Origin of the sequence: Micromonospora sp. NPDC049891, assembly GCF_040660295.1 — a bacterium.
Classification (GTDB): domain Bacteria; phylum Actinomycetota; class Actinomycetes; order Mycobacteriales; family Micromonosporaceae; genus Micromonospora.
Map to the genome: position 1 here is coordinate 193204 of NZ_JBFAML010000003.1, position 21576 is coordinate 214779.

Genomic DNA, 21576 nt, shown 5'->3' on the forward strand with positions numbered 1-21576 from the left:
GCTCAGTCGAGCGGCCAGCTGTGCACCGGCTCGTTTGTGTACTGCAACTCCGCGTAGCGCTGGAGCATGTGGTGCAGGGCGGCCCGGCGGTCCAGACCCAGGTGCCGCTCGGCGGCCCATACCGTGGCGGTCTGCCAGACCGCACCGTTGCGTCCGGTACGACAGCGTTGCTCGATGATGCCGAGCAGCCGGTCCCGGTCGGCGGGGGCGACGCCGAAGCCGTCAAGCCCGGCTGCGGCGAGCGGCAACAGCGTGTCGAGCACCAGCGTGGTCACCGGGACATCACCCAGCCGAGGCCAGTGCAGGACCGCGTCCATGCCCCGGCGGGCAGCCGCGTGGAAGTTCTCCTCGGCCGAGCTGAAGGTGAGCTGGCTCCAGATCGGCCGGTCGGCCTCGGCCATGCCCCGGACCAGCCCGAAGTAGAAGGCGGCATTGGCCAGCATGTCGACGACTGTCGGCCCGGCCGGAAGCACCCGGTTCTCCACCCGTAGGTGCGGGCGGCCGTTCATGATGTCGTACACGGGCCGGTTCCACCGGTAGACGGTGCCGTTGTGCAGCCGCAGCTCGGCCAGCTCGGGAACGCCGCCGGCGTGCAGGACCTCCACCGGGTCCTCGCTCTCGCAGATCGGCAGCAGGGGCGGGAAGTAGCGGACGTTCTCCTCGAAGAGGTCGAAGATCGAGGTGATCCACCGTTCACCGAACCAGACCCGGGGGCGTACGCCCTGGGCCTTCAGCTCGTCCGGCCGGGTGTCGGTGGCCTGTTCGAACAGGGCGATGCGGGTCTCCGCCCAGAGCTGGCGGTCGTACAGGAAGGGTGAGTTGGCACCCACCGCCACCTGGGCGGCGGCGATCGCCTGCGAGGCGTTCCAGTAGTCGGCGAAGCTGTCCGGCGCCACCTGGAGGTGGAACTGGAGGCTGGTGCAGGCCGCCTCCGGCGCGATCGAGTCGTTGTGCGTACGCAGTCGTTCGACGCCCCGGATGTCGAGTTCGATGTCCTCGCCGCGAGCTCCGACGATCTGGTCGTTGAGCACCCGGTACCGCTCGTTCGTGGAGAGGTTGTCGGCCACCAGGTGTCGCTCGTTCAGCGTGGGCAGGATGCCGACCAGGACGATCCGGGTGTCCGACCGCGCCGCGCGCTCGTTGGCCCGGTTGAGGCTGGCGCACAGGTCGCGCTCGTAGTCTGCGAACCCGTTGCCGGAGATCAGCCGGGGGTTGGCGTTCAGTTCCAGGTTGAACTGCCCCAGCTCGGTCTGGAACAACGGGTCGGCGATCGCGGCGAGGATCTCCTCGTTGCGCATTGCCGGTTCGGCGGCCGGGTCGACCAGGTTCAGCTCGATCTCGAGGCCGGTCATCGGCCGGTCGGCGTCGAAGCCGAAGTCGTCGAGCATCAGCGCGAACACGTCCAGACAGCGACGGACCTTCTGCCGGTACCGGACCCGATCCTCACGGGAGAAGGCGGCTCGATCGACGTCCCTGCCCATGTTTCCTCCCGGCGCGCGACGCCACGGAACGGTGCCGCTCCGCAGCGCAGTGTGAACCATACTCGGTGGAAGCGTCGAGCCCGGCCGCCCCGAAGATCGGTCCATTGGCGCAGTCCACCCCGCCGTTGCGGTCGATCGCGCCGACTCGACCAGGTCTGTCGCTCCCACCCGGGTACCTACCCAGCCGCGCTGTCGGACCCCCGGTGGCCACCGACGAACAAGTTGTGACAATTCGCACCAGCGGCCGCGTGCCTGCGGCGTGGCCCGGACAGCCGACAGGCCCGCGCGGTGCGGGCGCGGGCCTGTCGGGGCGTACGGATCAGGACTGCCGGATGGCTTCGCCCTCAATCTCGATCTTGACCTTCTTGCCGACCAGGACGCCACCCGACTCCAGGGCGACGTTCCAGGTCAGACCGAAGTCCTCACGGTCGATCTCGGTGCTCGCCGAGAAACCGAAGATGTCCTGGCCGAAGGGGCTGCGGCCGACACCCTCGAACTCGACCTTGAGGTCGACCGGACGGGTCACGTCCTTGATGGTCAACTCGCCGGTCAGGACGAACTCGTTACCCTCGTGCGACTTCACACCGGTGCTGCGGTACTCCAGCGTGGCGAACTTCTCCGCGTCGAGGAACTCCGGGCTGCGCAGGTGCGCGTCCCGGTCGGCCTGAGCGGTGTTGATGCTGGCAGCCTGGATGGTGGCGGAGACCGTGGACTCCAGCGGTTCCTCGGCGATAGTGATGGTGGCGCTCGCGTCGGCGAACTCGCCACGGACCTTGCTCACCATCATGTGCCGGGCGACGAAGCCGACCCGCTTGTGCGCCGCATCCAGCAGGTAGGTACCGGCCGCCGGGATGGTGAGGCCGTTCCACTCGCGGGTAACCGGCTCGGTGCTGCTGGTCATGAGAAACTGCCCTCCGGGAGAGATTGTTTAGTAGCCCAACGGCTGCGTCAGCAACTATAGCCTCGACAATATTCCTGCTGTCAAGGATTGGTACGATGGACAGGTGAAAGCGAACGCGTTCGACGACCCTCGAATCACGGCCGTCGGCCTGCTCTTCGAGGTGCACGCCGGGCTGGCCGCCCGATTCGCCGCCCAACTGGAGGAGCACGGTCTGTCACCTGTCGAGTTCGAGGTGCTGACCAGACTCACCCGGTCACCCGACAACCAACTGCGGATGACCGATCTTGCCGCCCAGACCTCACTTTCCACCAGCGGCGTGACCCGCGTGGTGGACCGGATGGAACGCGACGGGTTGATCACCCGCCGCGCCTGCCCCTCCGACCGGCGCAGTTCGTACGCCGTCGTGACGCCCGCGGGCCTGCGCCGACTCGACGAGAGCCTGCCCGGACACCTTCAACTCATCGAGGACTGGTTCACCGGGCAACTCGACCCGGCCGCGCTGGGCGCACTGCTCGACGGCCTGCGCCGGGTACGCGACGCCGTGCACCCCTGCGCGACCGCCGGCAGCGGTTCCGCCGGTGAGGCGCCGGCCGACTGCGACAAGGGGGAGGCGAGGCGGTCCGCACCGGCTGCCCGACCGGACCGCTGATCCGATCACCCCGTCGACAGCTTGCGGACCCTCGGTATGCACTGTCACAGCCGAGCGTGACAGCACCGGCAGAAAGACCGGCAGAACCAGCGGGTCAATAGGCGATAGCCCATCAAACCCGACAGGCGGGCCCACGGCTCCTCGCTAATCTCGGCAACGGCGGGGCAGCGGGGGGCACCGGCGCGGGCGATGAGCGAGGGGTGGCAACAGGGGGCTTCCTCGTCCGCGCCGGCCCCGCCCCCGCCACCGGTGCCCCCGGATCGCGGCGTCTCACCGCCCGTTTACAGCGGGCCGTTCCGGTTCACCGAGAGCACGTAGAGCAGTTCCTCCTCATGCTCCAGCAGCCGGATGCCGCTCTCCCGGCAGGCCAGGTCCAGACGATCGAGGACCGCCGCGTCGGAGGTGCTCGCCGCCAACCCCACCAGGGCCTCCACCACCGTTCGTCGGTCCCGAGTTGCCTCGTCCGGCTCCGCTGCCGCCGCGAACCACTCCGCCGCGACCTCCCGGTCCCCACGATGCAGTGCCAGGTGACCCTCGATGAGCGCCCCGGTGCCGTCGAGTGGACGCAGCTCGGCGAGCACCTCGGCGGCCTCGGCCGCCCGACCGTCCTGGGCGAGCGCCAGACCCAGCGTCCCCAGCACCTGTCGCCGACTGCGCGGAGCGCCCAGATCGCTGAAGGCCGTCAACACCCGGCGGGCCTCGTCCACCGCGTCGGCGTACCGGCCCTCAAGGCGGAACACCTCCGCCACGGTGCCCCGGGCCAGCACCCGGAGCCGCTGCTCCGCGCACTGCCCACCGAGCCGGTCCACCACAGCCAGCCGGCGACGTGCCGTGACCAGGTCACCAACTCTGATCTCGTGCCACGCCAGCTGATGCTGTGCGACAGCCATCTGGCGGGTCAGACCATGCTCGGTGGCCAGGGCCAGCACCGCCTCCGCCTGCTCCCGCGCCTGACCCGGCCGCCCGGTCGCGGCCAGCAGCACGCCCAGCACCGTCCGCGCCTCCAACTCGCCCGGCACGTCACCGAGCCGACGGAACTCCGCAAGCGCCGCGCGGGCCGTCGGCAGTTCCGTCGCGGCCGCACCGTGCTCACCGGCGAGCATCGCCACACCTACCGAAGCCCACGCGCGTAGGGCCGGATCGGCGTCGGCGGTACGCGGGTCCGCCAGCAGCCGCAGCAGCCACTGCCGGCCGACCACGTCCCGCCCGCGTAGCCGCCACCACCGGGGCAGGCTCACCGCGAGGCGTAACGCGGTCAAGGGATCGTCGACCGCCGCGTACGCCAGCGCCGAGCTGATGTCGCCGGTGACCTCGTCGAGGCGGTGCGCCGCGGCACCGGCACCGGCTCCCGTCAATCCCGACGCGGTCCGTTCCACCAGGCGGGTCACCAGCCGGGCGTGCCGGCGCCGGATCACTGTCGACTCGCCGGCACCGGACGCCTGTTCGACGGCGTAGTCCCGGACGGCGTCGACGAGCCGGAACCGGAACGAGCCACCACCACGTACGCTCAGCAGCCCGAGATCGAGGAAGCGGTTCAGCAGGGGCACGGGGTCGACGCCGGTGCCGGCGAGCATCTCCTCGGCCAGCTCGACCGACCACCGGTTGCCGAAGGCGGCGAGCTGCCGCAGCGCCGCCCGCTCCTCGACGGCGAGCAGCCGGTAACTGGTGGCCACCGCGTCGCGCAGTGTCTCCGCCACCGCGGTACGCGCTTCGTCGCTCCGCGGCCGCGTCTCCCAACCGCTGTGCGTGGCGGCCGAGGTGTCCAGGTCCAGTACCCGGTCGCCGTACCGGTCGAGCAGTTCGGTGAGGTCGAGCAGCCGGCCGCGCGCCGCCATCAGTTCGATGGCCAGTGGCAGCCCACCCAGCCGACGTACCAGTGCGGCAAGCGCCGGCAACTCGGCGTCGGCTGGCGGTTCCCGCCGGACCTGGGCCAGTCGCGAGGTGAACAGCGTGACCGCCGGATAACCGGCGAGGGTGGCCGGATCGGTGTCGCCCGGTGGCGGCACCTCCAACGGCGACACCGGGCGCACCCACTCGCCCGGCAGCCCGACCGGATGCCGGCCGGTGACCAGCACCCGCAGCGACGGCACCGCGCCGACGAGCCGCCGCAGGGTGCCGGCCACCGGGTCGGGTGCCCGCTCCACGGCGTCCACCAGCAGCAGCGCCCGCCGGTCACCGAGCCGCGCGGCCAACTCGGTGTCCCGGGCCACGCCGAAGACCGTCATCGCGGCGGCGTGCACGTCGGCCGCGTCCGACCCGGCGCCGATCAGTACGCCGGCGACACCGCCGGTATGAGCGGGCGCGACGGCGTGGACCGCCGCCAACGCCAGCGCCGTCTTGCCGACGCCGGCCAACCCCACCAGGCTCACCACCCGGGGACCACGCGGATCGTTCAACAGGCTGGCCAGCTCGGTGACGTCGCGCTCCCGGCCGATCAGCTCCGGCGGTTGCGGCAGCCCCAGCGGCGTACCGACCTCCGGTTGCGCGGTAGCCGTGCCGGCGCCCCGGGCGGCGGCCAGGAACGCCGTCCGGGCGGAGCCGGCCAGCCCGAGCGCCCCGGCAAGCAGCTCGACGGTGGTGCGCTGGGGCCGGGTGGCCCGCCCACGTTCCAGGTCGCGGACCGTCCGTACCCCGATGCCGGCACGGGCCGCCAGCTCAGCCTGGGTGGCGCCGGCAGCCAGCCGATGCGCTCGCAGCAGCTCCGGCAGACCGGCGTGCGGCGGACCGGATTGACGATCATGACCGGGAGCCATGGGCACGGACAATACGGGCCAGGCCCGACATCGGACACGGGATCGTCGGCCACCCGACGGTGCCGTGCCGAAACCTGACAACGACCGGCTGGTGGCCGGCACGGGACGAACAGCCATTGATGAAGCTTCCGGTTGGCGGTGACAATGCCGCCCATGTCGTACGAGCGGATGCCCGGGGGTCTCGGTACGTGGCGAGCCCGGTGGCTGCTGGCCCGCCACAACGGGTTGCTCGGCGCGCTGTTCTACCCGCTGGCGCTGGCGGTCGTCATGCCGGCGGTGCTGGTGTGGGGCGCCGTCCTCGCGTTGCTCGACATCGGGTCGGCCCGGCTCGGCAACCGGGGCGCGGTGCCGGTCACCCCCGGACGGCATCCTGAGTTGTACGCGCTCGTGGAGCAGACCGCGCGGCGGCTGGACACCCCGATGCCCGACCGGGTCCTGCTCACCGCGGCGCCGACGGTGGAGCTGACGGTGTTCTACCGGCAGCGGCACCTGCTGATCGGGCTGCCGCTGCTGGACTGTCTCACCGCCGACGAGCTGCGAGCCCTGCTCGGTCACCGGCTCGCGCTGCTCCGGTACCGGCACGCCGGTCTGGTCACCGGCCTGCTCGACCTCTGGGTCGACGCCGTGCGCGCGGAGTCGTACGAGGAGGGTGCTGGTCTGCGCCGGGCCACCGAACTGCGGACCAGGCTCGCCGACCTCGCGGCCGAGGTGCAGCGCGACGCCGACGAGGCGGCCGTGCGCGCGGCCGGCGGAACGGAGCGCGCGGCCCGCGCGTTCGCCCTGGCCACCATCGTCTCCGATGAGTACGCCGATTACCTGGAGCATGCCGGGATACCGGAGCACCGCTGGTGGCGGCCGGTCGAGGTGGGCATCAGCGACGTCGACGAGGGTTGGCGTCAGGTGCTCAGCCACGGACTCGCCGACTCCGGGTGGGACGCCGACGAGGCCCGCGTGCTGGCCACGGTCCATCCTCGGCTCTCCGTGGCGCTACCCACCCTCGGCACCGAACCGCTGCGGCCGACCCGCATCGCCGATCCGGTGCCGGTCGCGCCGTTGACGGAGCGGGAGCGGCGCCGGCTGGTACGCCGGCTCATGGAGATTCCCCGGCCGCGTCACATCCGTTGGTTCACCTTCGCCGACTCGCCGCCGGGCTGGTGGCACCGACGCGCGACCCGGGATGCCGATTCGGTACGGGCCGACGTGGCGCGAGTGCTGGGCCGCGAGGCGGCCGACGACCTGGAGGTGTTCGAGGTTGTCCGCACCCGCCCCCGGGACGTGCTGGCGGCGGCCATGGACGTTCCGGTGCACGAGTTGTCGGCCGATCCGCGTGACTACGAGACGGACCAGCCACCCGAGGCACTGGTGTGGCTGATCGAGACGAACCTGCTGCGGCGCGGCTGGCGGCTGGCACACCCGGCCGTGCGGGGCGTGCTGATCGGGCCGGACGGTACCCGGGTCGACGCCCGCGAAGTGATCACCCGGATCGAGCGGGCGGCGGTGCCGGCCGGGAACGCTGACCCGACCGCGACGAAGCTCCTTCGCTCCTGGCTGACACCGACCGGGACGCAGGGCTGACCGGCCGGCTCACATCCCCAGGTCCCGCGCGATGATCATGCGCTGCACCTCGGAGGTGCCCTCACCGATCTCCAGGATCTTGGAGTCCCGCCAGAACCGGGCCACCGGGTACTCGTTCATGAAGCCGTATCCACCGTGGATCTGGGTCGCCTCCCGGGCGTTGTCCACCGCGATCGTGCTGGCGTGCAGCTTGGCGATCGCCGCCTGTCGCTTGAACGGCTCGCCGGCAAGCATCCGGGCTGCGGCGTCGTAGTAGGCCAGCCGCGCGGTGTACGCCTTTGCCTCCATGTCGGCGATCTTGAACTGGATGGCCTGATAGTTGCCGATCGGCTGGCCGAAGGCGTGCCGCTCCTTCGCGTACTTGATCGACTCGTCGACGCAGCCCTGGGCGAGGCCCACGGCCAGCGCGGCGATGGCGATCCGACCCTCGTCGAGGATGCGCAGGAACTGGGCGAAGCCGCGACCGCGCTCGCCGAGCAGGTTCTCCGCCGGCACCCGGCAGTCGTCGAAGGTCAGCTCGTGGGTGTCCGAGGCGGTCCAACCGACCTTGGAGTAGCCGGGCGCGACGGTGAAGCCGGGCGTACCGCTGGGCACGATGATGGAGGACAGTTCCTTCGTACCGTCCGGCCGGGTGCCGGTGACGGCGGTGACGGTGACCAGGGCGGTGATGTCGGTGCCGGAGTTCGTGATGAACGCCTTCGAGCCGTTGATGACCCATTCGCCTGTGGTCTCGTCCAGCACCGCCCGGGTCTCGGTGCCACCCGCGTCCGAGCCGAAGCCCGGCTCGGTCAGTCCGAATCCGGCCAGCGCCTCGCCGCTGAGCAGTCGCGGCAGCCACCGGGCCTTCTGCTCGTCGGTGCCGAACCGGTAGATCGGCATCGCGCCCAGCGAGACCGCCGCCTCCAGGGTGATCGCCACGCTGGAGTCGACCCGGGCCAGTTCCTCCAGGGCCAGGCAGAGGGCGAAGTAGTCGCCGCCCATGCCGCCGTGTTCCTCGGCGAAGGGCAGGCCGAACAGGCCCATCTTGCCCATCTGGCGGATGATCTCGTACGGGAAGGTGTGCTGCTCGTAGTGCTCGGCGATGACCGGCGCGACCACTTCGCGGGCGAAGTCCCGCACGCTGTCGCGTAGCGCCGCGTGCTCCTCGGTGAGCCGGAAGTCCATCGGGTTTCCTCCTGTGTGGACGGCCCGCCGGGCGCTCGTGACGCCGGAGCGGGTACCTGCTGGTGCCGGGCGGACGACTCAGACCGGGGTGACGCCGTGCCGTCGGCGGGAGAAGTGCCGCTGCTTTCCCCGGGCTGCGGCGAACCGGCGTACCAGCTCGGTACGCAGCTCCTGCGGCTCGACGATCGCGTCGACCACAAGTTCGCTGGCGAGCCGCACGATGTCGATGTCCCGCTCGTACTCCTCGCGCCGGGCGGCGACGAACGCGGCCCGCTCGGCCTCGTCCCCGATCGCGGCGATCTTGTTGGCGTAGACGGCGTTCACCGCGGCCTCCGCCCCCATCACGGCGATCTTTGCGGTGGGCAGGGCGATCGTGGCGTCCGGCTCGAAGCCCGGCCCGGCCATGGCGTAGAGGCCGGCACCGTAGGCCTTGCGGACCACCACACAGATCTTGGGTACGGTCGCCTCGGAGATCGCAGTGATCATCTTCGCGCCGTGCCGGATGATGCCCTGCTTCTCCACCGCACTGCCGACCATGAACCCGGGCACGTCACTCAGGAACAGCAGCGGCACGTTGAACGCGTCGCAGAGCTGCACGAAGCGGGTCGCCTTGTCGGCCGAGTCGACGAAGAGCACCCCGCCCTTGAACATCGAGTTGTTGCCGACCACGCCGACGACCTCGCCGTTCAGTCGGCCGAAGCCGATTGTCAGCTCCTTGGCCCAGAGTGCCTGGATCTCGAAGAAGCTCTCCTCGTCGAGCAGGCCCTTGACGTAGCGCCGCATGTCGAACGCCTGGCGTTCGCTCGCCGGCACCAGTGCGGCGAGGTCGGCTTTGGCCGGCGCCTCGACGGCCTCGGCGGCCGGTGGTTGCTGGGTCCAGTTCGCCGGCAGGTACGACAGGTAGCGCTTCACCACATCGAGCGCCTCGGCCTCGGACTTGCAGAGGAAGTGTCCGACGCCGGATTCGGCGCAGTGCACCCGCGCCCCGCCCATCGCTTCGAGGGTGGTCTTCTCACCGGTGACCATCTCGACCATCCGGTCCGAGCCCAGGTACATGCTGGCGTTGCCGTCGACCATCGCGACCACGTCACAGAACGCCGGAATGTAGGCCCCGCCGGCCGCGCTGGGCCCGAACAGCGCGCAGACCTGGGGGATCGAGCCGGAAGCGCGTACCTGGTTCCAGAAGATCTTGCCCGCGCCGCGCCGCCCGGGGAACAGCTCGACCTGGTCGGTGATCCGGGCCCCGGCCGAGTCGACCAGGTAGACCATCGGGACGCCGGTGTCGTACGCCCGCTCGATGATCCGAATGATCTTTTCGACGGTACGGGCACCCCAGCTGCCGGCCTTGACCGTGGAGTCGTTTGCCATCAGGCAGACCTGGCGACCGTCGATGGTGGCGGTGCCGGTGACCACGCCGTCCGCCGGCAGCCCTTCGGCAAGGGCGTTGGCGTAGAGGCCGTCCTCGACGAAGCTGCCCTCGTCGACCAGCAGCGCGACCCGCTCCCGGGCGAACAGTTTGCCCTTTGCCGCATTCGCCGCGTGGTACTTCTCCGCGCCGCCGGCCCGGACCCGCTTGCGCAGCTGCTCCAGCGCCTCACCGTCGAGCGTCACGCCGCCCCCTCGCCGCCTTCCCGCCGCCGCCACTCCGGCACGGGGACCTACCAGCCTGAACGATCGTTAGGTTATCTCATCGCGGCCCGTACCGGCGACTCCCCACCCCCGGGGGCCGCTACCTGGACGCCGTCCCGAGGAGCGGATTCGGATCGATCCGTGTCAGGTGGACCGATATCCTGACCGCCGATCTTCCCGAATGAGGAACAGATGGATGAGTTCGCCTACCGCGACGGTTCACTGCACTGCGAAGGGGTGCCGCTGACCTCGGTGGCCGAGCAGTTCGGCACCCCCACGTACGTGTACTCCGCGAGCACCCTGATCGACCACTACCGCCGCTTCGCGAAGGCGTTCGACGCGATCAACCCGCTCGTCTGTTTCTCGGCGAAGGCACTGAGCAACGTGCACCTGCTCCGGCTGCTCGGCCGGGAGGGTGCCGGTGTCGACGCGGTGAGCGGCGGTGAGCTGCACCGGGCGATGCTGGCCGGCATCGATCCGGAGCGCACCGTGCTGGCCGGGGTGGGTAAATCGGAGACCGAGCTCCGGGAGGCGGTCCGCCACAACATCCGGTGCGTGAACGTCGAGTCCGAGGCCGAGGTCGAGCTGCTCTCCCGGATCGCCCGGGAGGAGGGCAAGCGGCCACGGCTGGCGATCCGGGTCAACCCGGACGTCGCTCCGGACGAGCGCACCCCGGCGCGTACCACCACCGGCACCCGGGGCGGCAAGTTCGGCGTGGACATCGACCGCGCGGCGATGCTCTTCACCCGTGCCGCCGCCGACGAGGCGCTGCGGGTCGAAGGCTTCCACGTGCACCTCGGCAGCCCGATCTTCGACCCGCAGGTGTACGCCACCGCCATCGACCGCCTGCTCGCCCTGGTGGCCCTGCTGGAGCAGGCCGGGCACCGGATCACCACGCTGAACCTCGGCGGCGGATTCCCCGCCGAGTACCTCGACGGCACCGCGCCGAGCTGGGACGACTTCGCCGAGGTCATCACCGCCCGGATGACCGGCTTCACCGGCCGGGGCGGGCAGGTCATCTTCGAGCCGGGCCGGACGATCGCCGCGAACGCCGGTGTCCTGGTCAGCACCGTCCGGTACCTCAAGCAGGCCGGCGAGCGGCAGCTCGCGGTGCTCGACGCGGGAATGACCCACCTGGCCCGGGCGGCGATGTACGACAGCTACCACTTCATCTGGCCGCTCCAGCCCCCGGCGGAGGCGACACCCGCCTCCCGGGACGTGTCGGGTCTGGCCGGGCTGACCGCGTACGACGTGGTGGGTCCGATCTGCGAGTCCAGCGACTACCTGGCCCGCGACCGGTCGCTGCCCGAGCTGAGCGCGGGTGCCCATCTGGCGATCTTCACCGCCGGGGCCTACGGCATGACGATGACAAGCAACTACAACAGCCAGCAGCGGCCCGCCGAGGTGCTGGTCCACGGCGACCAGGTGACCCTGATCCGGCGGCGGGAGACCTACGACGACCTGGTCGCCCTGGAGATGCTCGACGAGGTGGACGGCCGGTAGCCGCCCCGGTGTCCGGGTCAGGCGGGCAGCGCGGTGAGGCGGGATCGCGGCCCGGCGCGCAGCACGCCGGAGGGCAGGCTGCGGCCGGTAAGTTCCTCGGCCAGCTCGGCCACCTCGATCAGGGCGTCCAGGTCGATCCCGGTGTCGATGCCCATGTCGTGCAGCATGTGCACCGCCTCCTCGGTGGCCAGGTTCCCGCTGGCCCCCGGCGCGTACGGGCAGCCGCCGAGACCGCCGACACTCGCGTCGAACTCGGTCACCCCGAGTTCCAGCGCGGTCAGCAGGTTGGCCAACGCGGTACCCCGGGTGTTGTGGAAATGCAGCAGCACCGGCACGTCAGCGTTGCGGTCGCGTACGGCGGTGAGCAGGTCACGGACCCGTCGGGGCGTACCCATGCCTGTGGTGTCGCCGAACGCGACGCGGTCGGCGCCGTCGCGGACCACCCGGTCCACGATGGCGGCCACCCGCGCCGGGTCGATGTCGCCCTCGTACGGGCAGCCGAAGCTGGTCGCGACGATCACCTCGGCGCGGGCACCGGCACCGTGCAGCAGGTCGATCAACTCGGCGATGTCGTCGAGCGACTCGTCGGTGGAGCGGTTGACGTTACGCCGGTTGTGCGTGTCGCTGGCCGAGACGACCACCTCGATCTCGGTGAAGCCGGCGGCCAGGGCGCGCTGCGCGCCGCGCGTGTTCGGCACCAGCGCCGAGTAACGCACCCCGTCGACCCGCTGCGCCCGTCGCCACACCTCGTCGGCGTCGGCCATCTGCGGAATCGCCCTGGGGTGCACGAACGACACCGCCTCGATCCGTCGTACCCCCGTGCGCGAGAGCGCGTCGAGCAGCCGCACCTTGGCGTCGGTGGGGATCGGTGCCTCGTTCTGCAACCCGTCGCGCGGCCCGACCTCACGAATGGACACGTACCCCGGCATCCCCGCCACCCACCCACCTCGCTGTAACACGTCCTGTCCCCAACTCTCTCCAGAATGTCACACCCCACCCCACCTGTGTTGATCAAGAAGTTTGAGTCGGGATTCGCGCCGGAGCCGACCAAAACCTCTTGATCAACCGGTCAATGGGGTGGGGTGGGTGGGGTGGGGGGTGGGGGGTTAGCGGAGGTGGGAGACGATGCTGGTGTCGTAGTCGCCGGAGAGGAACTCCTGGTTCTCCAGCAGGTCGGCGAAGAACGGGAGGTTGTTCTTGGGGCCGGACAGGTGGAAGGCGGCCACTGCGGCGCGGGCGCGCGCGATGGCCTCGGACCGGTCTGCGGCGTGCACGATCAGCTTCGCCATCAGGCTGTCGTAGAACGGGGTGACGGTGTTCCCCTCGACGTAGCCGGAGTCGACGCGTACCCCCTCGCCGGTCGGCTCCACCCAGGTCTTGATGGTTCCTGGGCCGGGCAGGAACCGCTTCGGGTCCTCGGCGTTGACCCGCAGCTCGATGGCGTGGCCGCGCGAGGTCAGCGCGTCCGGGTCGAAGCTCGGCGCCAGGCCGGCGGCCACCCGCAGCTGCTCCTCCACCAGGTCGATGCCGTGCACCAGCTCGGTCACCGGGTGCTCCACCTGGAGCCGGGTGTTCATCTCCAGGAAGAAGAACTCTCCGGTCGCCGGATCGAGCAGGCACTCGACAGTGCCAGCGTTGCGGTAGTCGACCGCCTCGCCCGCGCGCACCGCCGCGGCCAGCAGACGGGAGCGCAGTTCCGGCGAGACCGCCGGGGAGGGCGACTCCTCCACCAGCTTCTGGTTGCGCCGCTGCACCGAGCACTCCCGCTCGCCCAACGCCAGCACCCGGCCGTCGGCCAGGCCGAGGATCTGCACCTCGACGTGCCGCACCCGGGGAAAGTACCGCTCCAGCAGCACCGAGCCGTCGCCGAACATCCGCTCGGCGAAGGCTCGCACCTTGTCGTACTCGGTGCGCAGCGCGGCCTCGTCGACCGCGACGCCCATGCCCATGCCCCCGCCACCGGCGGCGGCCTTCACCATCACCGGATAGCCGATCTCCGCCGCCGCCGCGACCGCCGCCGCCAGGTCGGCCGCCGGCTCGGTGGTACCGGCCGCCACCGGCACGCCGGCCGCCGCCATCAGGTTCCGCGCATTGATCTTGTCACCCATCGCGCTTATCGCGTCCGCGCCGGGCCCGACCCAGATCAGGCCGCTGGCCTCGACGGTACGGGCGAAGTCGGCGTTCTCCGACAGGAAGCCGTAACCGGGGTGGATCGCCTGCGCACCTGTCGACCGGGCGGCGGCGAGGATCGCCTCGGTGTTGCGGTAGCTCTGTGCCGGGTTGGCCGGTCCGACGCAGACGGCCTCGTCGGCCTCGGCGACGAACGGCAGGTCGGCGTCGGCCTCCGAGTGCACCGCGATCGCGCGCACCCCGAGCCGCCGGGCGGTACGGATGATCCGGCGGGCGATCTCGCCCCGGTTGGCGACCAGCAGCGACTCGATCATGCTTCCTCCGAGCGTTCCATCTTGTGAGACGCGGGCTAGCCAATCACGCCGCACCGGACGCGAGAAAGACCCCCTGCCGACGCCCGGGTGCGGTGCAGCCCCGCACGGCGGCGGCCCCGAACGGGGACTCTCGTGGCAGCGGCGGGGCCCGCCCCGGGCTGGAGCCAGCCTTGCTGGCCGGGTCGATGTGAGCCGGCGGTGACGGTCAGGCGGGCTGGGTGGGGGCGAGCAGCGCGGCAAGAGTGGCGGCGCGCAGCAGCTCGGCCCGACGGCGGTGGTCGACCTCGCCGCCGAGGAACGGGGTGGAGTTCATCAGGCCGAACGCGGCGTGTGCCAGCACCCGCGCCTCACCGTCGGGCAGCCCCGGGTGCAGGGCGGTCAGCACGGTGACCCACTCCTCGACGTAGAGCCGCTGGAGTCGGCGGATGCGCCGCCGGGGCTCCTCCGGCATCCGGTCCAGTTCGTGCAGGTGCAGCGCGATGACCGCCGGGTTGGCGAGGGCGAAGTCGACGTGGAAGTCGATTAGCGATTCCAGGGCGGCGCGCGGGTCGCCGGGATGGGCGCCGGAGCGTTGCCGACCGCCGTCGAGCAGTCCTTCGCTCACCGGCGTCAGCGCGGCGACAAGCATCGCCTCCTTGCCGGCGAAGTGGTGGTAGAGCGCCGGGCCGGTCACCCCGGCAGCCGCGCCGATGTCGTCCATCGATACGCCGTGGTAGCCCCGGGAGGCGAACAGACCCACCGCGATCTCAAGAATCTCGTCCTTGCGGGATCGGCGTCGTCCCGCCCCCGTGGCCCCGCCGTTCGCGCCCCGGGCCTGCTGCTCCACCGTCACCGGGCCAGCGTAGACCCGACTGTCGACAGCGTGGGACCGTGGTTACCCGCCAGTCCGATTGCCGGGAACGGTGACTCACGTGGGGCGTTGGTTGAGGCCGGAGAGCCGGAGCGCGACCCGGTGCCGCACCGGCGGCAGTACGGAGACCAGCCGCAGCAGCACGTCCCGGGCCGGTCGGACGGATGGCGGCACGGTGGCGAGGCGGGTCAGCCGGTCGGCGAAGCCGGCCACTTCGTGGGCGAGTGGGCGGCGTCGGGCCGCGTACTCGTCCAGCCGGGTCTCGTCGGCTCCGGCCAATACGTCGGCCAGGGTGTCGCCGAGGTCGACCGCGTCGCTGATGCCGAGGTTCATGCCCTGCCCGCCGGCCGGGCTGTGCACGTGTCCGGCGTCGCCGGCCAGCAGCACCGGCCCGGAGCGGAACGTCCCGGCGACCCGTCGGTGCAGCCGGAACCGCGAGGACCAGAGCACCTCGCGCACCTGGTCCGGCCGCTGCCGCAGGCCGCGCTCGTCGAGCAGTCGTTGCAGGTAGGCCGCGTCCGGCTCGGCCGGCGGATCGGTGACGGTGGCGACGAGGCGGACCCGCCCGTCGGGCAGGGGCGCCCAGACCAGTGGCCCGCCCCGGGCGAGGAAGATCGTCGCGCCATCGCGGGGCAGGCCGCTGTCCACGCGTACGTCGGCCAGCACGAACGACTCCTCGGAGCCCGCCGGCCCGGTGAACGTGATGCCGGCCAGTTCACGGACGGTGCTGTTGATGCCGTCGGCACCGACCACCCACCGGGCGCGCACGCTCGTACCGTCGAAGTCCGCCACCACGCCGTCGCCGTCGCGGTGCAGACCGGTGAGCTCATACGGGCGCAGCACCCGCACCCCGGCCTCGGCCAGTCGGTCGGTCAGCACCTCCTCGGTCACCGACTGGGAGACCATCAGCGCGTACCGGTGGCGGCTGGGCAACCCGCCGAACGGCACTGTGACAAGCACCCGGTCCCGGTCGCGGACGCTGAACCGGGCCGATCGCAGCCCTCGGTCCACCAGGGTCCCGCCGGCTCCGATCCGGTCCAGCACCTCCAGGGTGTAAGCGTGCACGACCGCCGCCCGCGAGGTCACCGCAGGTGTCTCCCGCTTGTCGACAACTGTCACCTCGACCCCTCGCTGAGCCAGGGTGAGTGCGGCGGTGAGCCCGGTCGGGCCCGCGCCGACGACCAGGACGTCCGTTCGTTCGGGCAGCATGACGACCTCCTCGGAGGGGGATGCCAACAGGTGTTGGCCAACGCTTGTTGGCAACGTTAGGCCGCCCCGGATTGGGAAGTCAACAGCCGTTGGCATACCGTCGGTCACATGACGGAGGGCGTACCCGAACAGGCTCAGCAACCGGCCGCGGAGCCGACGGCCGACCACGGACGCCGCGACGCGGATCCGCCGCCGGGCGGCGGGGGCCGCAGCACGGAGCCGGCGGGCGGCGGGGGCCGCGAGGCGGCGCTGCCAGCCGCGGGCGGCGGACGCCGCGAGGGGACGCCGGCGGGCGGCGGAGGCCGCGAGGGAACGCCGGCAGCGGCAGGCGGCGGACGCCGCAGCTCCGAGGCGACCCGCGCGGCCATCCTGCGGGCCGCCCGCGACCGCTTCGCCGCCGACGGGTACGACCGGGCGACGATCCGGGCCATCGCCGCGGACGCGCGGATCGACCCGTCGATGGTGATGCGGTACTACGGCAGCAAGGAGAACCTGTTCGCCACCGCGGCCGAGTTCGACCTGCGGCTGCCCGACCTGAGCGGCGTACCGGCCGATCGACTCGGTAAGGCGCTTGTCAGCTACTTCTTCACCAGGTGGGAGGGAGACGCCACCCTGCCCGCGCTGCTGCGCACGGCGAGCACCAACCCGAGCGGGGCGGAGCGGGTCCGCGCCATCTTCACCACCCAGCTCGGCACGACGGTCGGTCGGGTGGTCGCCGACCCCGACGAGGCCCCACGGCGCGCCGGACTGGTCGCCAGCCAACTGCTCGGCGTAGCCCTGACCCGCTACGTCCTGCGTCTGCCCCCGATCGTCGACATCTCCCCGGCCGAGCTTGTCGACTGGCTCGCCCCGACCATCCAGCGTTACCTACGCGACCCGGCCCCGCACTGATCACATCCCGTCGATCATGAGGTTAGCGGCCGGTTTGATCTCTATAAGTGCCGTTAACCTCATGATCAACTAGGAGATCACTTCGGGTTGGGGCCCTTGACGACGGGAGCGCGGACCAGGTTGCCCCACTCGGTCCAGGAGCCGTCGTAGTTGCGCACCTTCGGGTAGCCGAGCAGGTGCCGAAGCACGAACCAGGTGTGGCTGGAGCGTTCGCCGATCCGGCAGTACGCGATCACGTCGTCGTCGGCGCTCAGGCCGAGCTGGTCGGCGTAGATGCCACGCAGCTCGTCTGCCGACTTGAAGGTGCCGTCGTCGTTGGCGGCGGACTTCCACGGCTTGCTCACCGCGCCCGGAATGTGACCGCCGCGCAGCGCGCCCTCCTGCGGGTAGTCCGGCATGTGCAGCATCTCGCCGGTGTACTCGCCCGGCGACCGCACGTCGACAAGCGGACGACCGGCGTCGACGTGCGCCGACACCTCCTCGCGGAACGCCCGCACCGGCGCGTCGTCGCGCTGCGGCACCGGATAGTCCGCCCGGGGCCGGTTCGGCTTGTCGCGGGTCAGCTCCCGCCCTTCGGCGATCCACTTCTGCCGGCCGCCGTCGAGCAGCCGCACGTCCGGGTGGCCGAAGAGAGTGAAGACCCAGAGGGCGTACGCGGCCCACCAGTTGAAGTTGTCGCCGTAGAAGACGACCGTGTCGTCACGGCCGATGCCCTTGGCGGCACAGAGTTCGGCGAACCGTTCGGCGTCCAGGTAGTCCCGGGTCACCTGGTCGTTCAGCTCCAGATGCCAGTCGACCTTGACGGCACCGGGGATGTGACCACTGTCGTAGAGCAGGACGTCCTCGTCGGACTCGACGACCACGAGACCGTCGTCGCCCAAATGGTCGGCCAGCCAGTCGGTGGTGACCAGTCGCTGCGGGTCCGCGTACGACTGAAGTCGGGGATCGGGATCGTTCGGCACAGACATGGTCCCCAAAGTACGCCGGGCTTCGCTCGGCCATCGGATTTCGGGTGCAGCGAATGTGGTCCGCCAGGCGTGACACTCCTGACTGCCGCCGAACACGAGGACCGCCATGACCGCAGCGCCACCAGGGGCCGACCCACCGCCGGTGGACTTCAGCGAGTTCTACCAGGTGCACTTCCAGCGGGTGGCGGTGCAGCTCTACGCGTACCTCGGTGACCACGCCGAGGCGCAGGACATCACCCAGGAGGCGTTCTGCCGGACACTTGAGCGCTGGGACCGGATCAGCGGGTACGACGACCCGTCGGCGTTCGTCCGCCGGGTGGCCTGGAACCTGGCCACCAGCCGGCTCCGCCGGGTCCGCACCGCAGTGCGTCACCTGGCCCGGCAGCGGGAGGAGCACGTACCGGGCCCGAACCCGGACCGGGTGGTGCTGCTGGACGCGCTCACCATCCTGCCCGCCGCCCAACGCCGGGCGATCGTCCTGCACCACCTGGCCCAGCTCACCGTCGCGGAGATCGCCGATCAGCTCGGCGTACCCGAGGGGACCGTCAAGTCCTGGCTGTCGCGGGCCCGCACCGCCCTGGCCCGCCACCTCACCGAGCGGCAGGAGGCCGGCCGTGCGTGAGATCAACCTGGACCAGTTGTTCGCCGAGTTCGAGGCGACCGCCGCACCGACCTTCCGCCCGCCGGGCGTGTCTGATGTCCAGCACCGGGTGCGCCGTCGCCGGGGTTGGCGACACCTGCTGGCGGGTTGGGTCGCCCTTCTCCTGGCGGGTCCCGTCGGCGCGTACGTGTTGACCGGTGCGGACGGCGAGCCGCTTCCGCCGAACCCCATGCCGAGCCCGTCGACGGCGCTCGTGCCGGACGGAAACCTCATCGACCGGCACGTTGGTGCCCCCGGCGCGACCACTGCTCACGTGCAGCCACGATTCGTCGACGCCCGACACGGCTGGTCCTACAGCGACACCTGCTTCGGCCAGGACTTGATCGAGGACTGCGAGCGGTCCCTGATCCGGACCACGGACGGTGGCGCGACCTGGCGGGGAATCACGGTGCCGCCGTCGGTCGCCGAGCCTGAATCCTTCGATTACCTGGAGCTACTTCCGCTGGACGCCCAGCGCCTCGTCATGAGGGACGGCAATCGGTACTTCCTCACCACGGACGGCGGTGCGACGTTCACCGAACACCCCGGTGAAGGGCCGCCCACGGCAGCCCTGTTCTTCGTGGCGACCAGCGGTGGGTTCGTGATCCACTGCCCTGGTCTGAACGGTCTGGAACCACCTGCCTGCCCCCGCCAGCAGCTCACCCGAATCGGTGGAGGTGGCGGGGTCAACCAACCACCGGTGGTCCTTGCCTCCAATTATCGGCTCGCCGAGGGCGGTGACGGCCGCCTGTGGGTGGGCGTCAAGGAGGAGAAGAAGCTGACCGTCGCGGTCAGCGAGGACGGGGCGAAGACCTGGCGGAAACTGCCCCCGGTGACCGGGGCCGCCAGCCTGTTGGTCTCCCCGGACGGCGCCGACGTGTGGCTGGTCGACTCCCAGTCCGAAGACGCGGTGCCGAACCCGACTCGCACGTGGCGGCTGGTGGGCGACACCTGGCGGGAGGGTGCCCGACTGCCCGGCGACACGTACTCGGTCGAGGCCGGCGACGGCGGGCTGCTCTGGCTGACCAGGACGAAAGGTGGGGGTGGGTATTTCGTGGACGGCCGCTACACACCCGTACCCGAACTCGACGGCCTCTGGTCAGACCCCAAGGACGTCCCGTACTTTCGCACGCTGCCCGACGGCACCATCGAGTTGTCCAGCCCGCCGGCCATCTACCTCGGCGTCGGCTCCGGCACCGACCGCACCTGGATCCGCTTCCGCACCCAGTAACCCCCCACCGCAGCCACCTACCGCGTTGATCAAGAAGTTTTGGTCTTCGGCAGGCGGAAACCAGACCAAAACTTCTTGATCAACCCCGCGAGAGGTGGGGGTGGGAGGGGGTGGGTTAGTCGGTCAGGGGGGTGAGGGTGGGGCGCTTGGCGGTGCGGGTGTCGCCGGAGGAGCGGCCGGTCAGGCGGCGCCTGATCCAGGGGGCCAGGTGTTGACCGGCCCAGCGGAGATCGGCGGTGCGGGCGGACAACCAGGGGGTGGGCTCCGGGTTCGGCGGGACCAGCAGCCACTCCTCGTCGCAGCCGACACCGAGAGCGTTGAGCACCTGGCCGGCGACGCGGCGGTGCCCGGCCGGGGACAGGTGCAGCCGGTCGGTGCTCCAGAGCAACGGGTTCAGGTACGTGTCGTCGGCGTACAGGTCGACCAGGATGGCGCCGTGCCGCTCGGCGGTCTCGCCGACGGCGCGATTGAGCAGGGCGACCCGGGGCGCGATCAGCCGTTGACCGGGCAGCCGCGCCATCACGTCGGCGAACCGGAACAGCAGCACGTCGGCGCCGCCGCTGCGCAGCCGGCCGACCACCTCGTCGAAGCGGGTGACCAGGGCGTCCGGATCGAAACTGCGGCGCAGCACGTCGTTGCCACCCGCCGCGAAGCTGATCAGGTCGGGCTTCATCGCCAGCGCCGCCGGTGCCTGCTCGGCCACCACGCTCGGGAAGGTCCGCCCCCGGATGGCCAGATTGGCGTACGTGAAGTCCGGCCCGGCCTCGGCGGCGAGCCGGGTGGCCACCAGATCCGCCCAACCCCGGAAGCTGCCGTCCGGGTACGCGTCGTCCAGACCCTCGGTGAAGCTGTCCCCGACCGCGACGTAACTGCGCCAGCGCACGCTCACTCCTCCGACCTGCGAGTAGGGAAGGAACCCCTGCCTACCACCGGAAGTTTTGCATCGGTCACCCGCATGGCGGTGCCCCGTGCGGGGGAACGTGGCGGACGTCATCGACACTGCACGGGTGATGGTGTCCATCTCCGCCGGGCGGGTGCAGCTCTCCGATCGACGGACCGAGCGCCGGTGGTCGGTCGAGGTCGAGGCGTACCAACTCGCCGCCTTCCCGGTTACCCAGGCCGAGTACGCGCAGGTCACCGGCGAGCGGCCCAGCGCCTCCACAGGTGACCGGCGGCCGGTCGAGAGCGTCTCCTGGTGGGACGCGATCCGGTTCTGCAACGCCCGCTCGACTCAGGAAGGTCTGCGGCCGGCGTACCGGGTCGACGGCGAGCAGGTCGACTGGGACGTCTCCGCCGACGGCTACCGGCTGCCCACCGAGGCCGAGTGGGAGTACGCCTGCCGGGCCGGCACGACAGGCCCCCGGTACGGGCCGCTCGACGAGATCGCCTGGTACCGCGACAACTCCGGCGGACGCCTCCACGAAATCGGCGGCCGGCAACCCAACACCTGGGGCCTGTACGACATGTTGGGCAACGTGTGGGACTGGTGCTGGGACGTCTACGACGCAGAGGTCTACGGCAGTTACCGGGTGCTCCGTGGCGGCGGATGGTTCGACGAGCACTGGAGTTGCCGCGCCTCGGTACGCCGCCGCAGCCACCCGACCTTCACCGTCGACGACGTGGGCTTCCGGGTGGCGCGCTCCGGCTGAGCGGGGGGCACCGCAGCGGGCCCGTCGCGAGTAGTGTCC

The 21576-nt window shown here is 71.1% G+C and carries 18 protein-coding genes; 7 read left to right on the plus strand and 11 right to left on the minus strand.

What is annotated here, in order from left to right:
• Positions 1–2: 2 nt before the first annotated feature.
• Entirely contained in the window at positions 3–1481 is a 1479-nt protein-coding gene (locus AB0I71_RS06290) for a glutamate--cysteine ligase (RefSeq protein ID WP_357582178.1), read from the minus strand.
• Between the two features lie 319 nt (positions 1482–1800).
• Positions 1801–2382 carry a YceI family protein gene (locus AB0I71_RS06295; protein ID WP_164448731.1) on the minus strand — a complete coding sequence of 194 codons (582 nt, stop codon included), beginning with the start codon at positions 2380–2382 and terminating at the stop codon, positions 1801–1803.
• 103 nt (positions 2383–2485) lie between these two features.
• Between AB0I71_RS06295 and AB0I71_RS06300 the strand changes: the two genes are divergently transcribed.
• Complete coding sequence (locus AB0I71_RS06300) at positions 2486–3031, plus strand: MarR family transcriptional regulator (RefSeq protein ID WP_357582179.1); 546 nt, start codon at positions 2486–2488, stop codon at positions 3029–3031.
• A 281-nt stretch (positions 3032–3312) separates the two neighbouring features.
• Here the strand turns inward: AB0I71_RS06300 and AB0I71_RS06305 are convergent, their stop codons facing one another.
• On the minus strand, positions 3313–5784 hold the full coding sequence (locus tag AB0I71_RS06305) for a helix-turn-helix domain-containing protein (RefSeq protein ID WP_357582180.1): 2472 nt from the start codon (positions 5782–5784) through the stop codon (positions 3313–3315).
• Positions 5785–5937: 153 nt separating this feature from the next.
• Between AB0I71_RS06305 and AB0I71_RS06310 the strand changes: the two genes are divergently transcribed.
• The gene (locus AB0I71_RS06310) at positions 5938–7359 is read left to right on the plus strand and encodes a M48 family metallopeptidase (protein WP_357582181.1); all 1422 of its coding nucleotides are present in this window, start codon (positions 5938–5940) and stop codon (positions 7357–7359) included.
• Positions 7360–7368: 9 nt separating this feature from the next.
• Here AB0I71_RS06310 and AB0I71_RS06315 read toward each other — a convergent pair whose 3' ends face one another.
• A complete protein-coding gene (locus tag AB0I71_RS06315) occupies positions 7369–8523 on the minus strand; it encodes an acyl-CoA dehydrogenase family protein (RefSeq protein ID WP_357582182.1) in 1155 nt (384 codons plus the stop codon).
• 78 nt (positions 8524–8601) lie between these two features.
• A complete protein-coding gene (locus AB0I71_RS06320) occupies positions 8602–10134 on the minus strand; it encodes an acyl-CoA carboxylase subunit beta (protein ID WP_357582183.1) in 1533 nt (510 codons plus the stop codon).
• 210 nt (positions 10135–10344) lie between these two features.
• On the opposite strand from AB0I71_RS06320, the gene lysA reads away from it, so the two are divergent.
• The gene (gene lysA, locus AB0I71_RS06325; RefSeq protein ID WP_357582184.1) at positions 10345–11655 is read left to right on the plus strand and encodes a diaminopimelate decarboxylase; all 1311 of its coding nucleotides are present in this window, start codon (positions 10345–10347) and stop codon (positions 11653–11655) included.
• Between the two features lie 17 nt (positions 11656–11672).
• On the opposite strand, the gene AB0I71_RS06330 is transcribed toward lysA, so the two are convergent.
• The 4 genes from AB0I71_RS06330 to AB0I71_RS06345 all read right to left on the minus strand — a co-directional run bounded on the left by AB0I71_RS06330 (position 11673) and on the right by AB0I71_RS06345 (position 16158).
• A complete protein-coding gene (locus AB0I71_RS06330) occupies positions 11673–12584 on the minus strand; it encodes a hydroxymethylglutaryl-CoA lyase (protein WP_357582355.1) in 912 nt (303 codons plus the stop codon).
• Positions 12585–12761: 177 nt separating this feature from the next.
• Positions 12762–14099, minus strand: a complete 1338-nt coding sequence (locus tag AB0I71_RS06335) for a biotin carboxylase N-terminal domain-containing protein (protein WP_357582185.1) — start codon at positions 14097–14099, stop codon at positions 12762–12764.
• A 205-nt stretch (positions 14100–14304) separates the two neighbouring features.
• Complete coding sequence (locus AB0I71_RS06340; RefSeq protein ID WP_357582186.1) at positions 14305–14931, minus strand: TetR/AcrR family transcriptional regulator; 627 nt, start codon at positions 14929–14931, stop codon at positions 14305–14307.
• 75 nt (positions 14932–15006) lie between these two features.
• Positions 15007–16158, minus strand: coding sequence for an FAD-dependent oxidoreductase (locus tag AB0I71_RS06345; protein ID WP_357582187.1), 1152 nt, complete (start codon positions 16156–16158; stop codon positions 15007–15009).
• Between the two features lie 108 nt (positions 16159–16266).
• Between AB0I71_RS06345 and AB0I71_RS06350 the strand changes: the two genes are divergently transcribed.
• Complete coding sequence (locus AB0I71_RS06350) at positions 16267–17049, plus strand: TetR family transcriptional regulator (protein ID WP_357582188.1); 783 nt, start codon at positions 16267–16269, stop codon at positions 17047–17049.
• Between the two features lie 77 nt (positions 17050–17126).
• On the opposite strand, the gene AB0I71_RS06355 is transcribed toward AB0I71_RS06350, so the two are convergent.
• Positions 17127–18017, minus strand: a complete 891-nt coding sequence (locus tag AB0I71_RS06355; protein WP_357582189.1) for a sulfurtransferase — start codon at positions 18015–18017, stop codon at positions 17127–17129.
• Positions 18018–18123: 106 nt separating this feature from the next.
• On the opposite strand from AB0I71_RS06355, the gene AB0I71_RS06360 reads away from it, so the two are divergent.
• Together AB0I71_RS06360 and AB0I71_RS06365 are read left to right on the plus strand one after the other, a co-directional pair.
• Positions 18124–18639 carry a SigE family RNA polymerase sigma factor gene (locus tag AB0I71_RS06360; RefSeq protein ID WP_357582190.1) on the plus strand — a complete coding sequence of 172 codons (516 nt, stop codon included), beginning with the start codon at positions 18124–18126 and terminating at the stop codon, positions 18637–18639.
• Positions 18632–19888, plus strand: a complete 1257-nt coding sequence (locus tag AB0I71_RS06365) for a sialidase family protein (protein ID WP_357582191.1) — start codon at positions 18632–18634, stop codon at positions 19886–19888. The genes AB0I71_RS06360 and AB0I71_RS06365 overlap by 8 nt, the downstream gene beginning before the upstream one ends.
• Before the next feature lie 115 nt (positions 19889–20003).
• Here the strand turns inward: AB0I71_RS06365 and AB0I71_RS06370 are convergent, their stop codons facing one another.
• Complete coding sequence (locus AB0I71_RS06370; protein ID WP_357582192.1) at positions 20004–20771, minus strand: SGNH/GDSL hydrolase family protein; 768 nt, start codon at positions 20769–20771, stop codon at positions 20004–20006.
• Between the two features lie 127 nt (positions 20772–20898).
• Here AB0I71_RS06370 and AB0I71_RS06375 point away from each other — a divergent pair, with 127 nt between their 5' ends.
• Positions 20899–21537, plus strand: a complete 639-nt coding sequence (locus tag AB0I71_RS06375; protein WP_357582356.1) for a formylglycine-generating enzyme family protein — start codon at positions 20899–20901, stop codon at positions 21535–21537.
• Positions 21538–21576: the final 39 nt, after the last annotated feature.

Coding starts and splice junctions, on each gene's coding strand:
- AB0I71_RS06375 (WP_357582356.1), top strand. CDS start 20,899: ATGGTGTCCATCTCCGCCGGGCGGGTGCAGCTCTCCGATCGACGGACC.
- lysA (WP_357582184.1), top strand. CDS start 10,345: ATGGATGAGTTCGCCTACCGCGACGGTTCACTGCACTGCGAAGGGGTG.
- AB0I71_RS06315 (WP_357582182.1), bottom strand. CDS start 8,523: ATGGACTTCCGGCTCACCGAGGAGCACGCGGCGCTACGCGACAGCGTG.
- AB0I71_RS06330 (WP_357582355.1), bottom strand. CDS start 12,584: ATGCCGGGGTACGTGTCCATTCGTGAGGTCGGGCCGCGCGACGGGTTG.
- AB0I71_RS06305 (WP_357582180.1), bottom strand. CDS start 5,784: ATGGCTCCCGGTCATGATCGTCAATCCGGTCCGCCGCACGCCGGTCTG.
- AB0I71_RS06295 (WP_164448731.1), bottom strand. CDS start 2,382: ATGACCAGCAGCACCGAGCCGGTTACCCGCGAGTGGAACGGCCTCACC.
- AB0I71_RS06290 (WP_357582178.1), bottom strand. CDS start 1,481: ATGGGCAGGGACGTCGATCGAGCCGCCTTCTCCCGTGAGGATCGGGTC.
- AB0I71_RS06310 (WP_357582181.1), top strand. CDS start 5,938: ATGTCGTACGAGCGGATGCCCGGGGGTCTCGGTACGTGGCGAGCCCGG.
- AB0I71_RS06345 (WP_357582187.1), bottom strand. CDS start 16,158: ATGCTGCCCGAACGAACGGACGTCCTGGTCGTCGGCGCGGGCCCGACC.
- AB0I71_RS06350 (WP_357582188.1), top strand. CDS start 16,267: ATGACGGAGGGCGTACCCGAACAGGCTCAGCAACCGGCCGCGGAGCCG.
- AB0I71_RS06335 (WP_357582185.1), bottom strand. CDS start 14,099: ATGATCGAGTCGCTGCTGGTCGCCAACCGGGGCGAGATCGCCCGCCGG.
- AB0I71_RS06360 (WP_357582190.1), top strand. CDS start 18,124: ATGACCGCAGCGCCACCAGGGGCCGACCCACCGCCGGTGGACTTCAGC.
- AB0I71_RS06355 (WP_357582189.1), bottom strand. CDS start 18,017: ATGTCTGTGCCGAACGATCCCGATCCCCGACTTCAGTCGTACGCGGAC.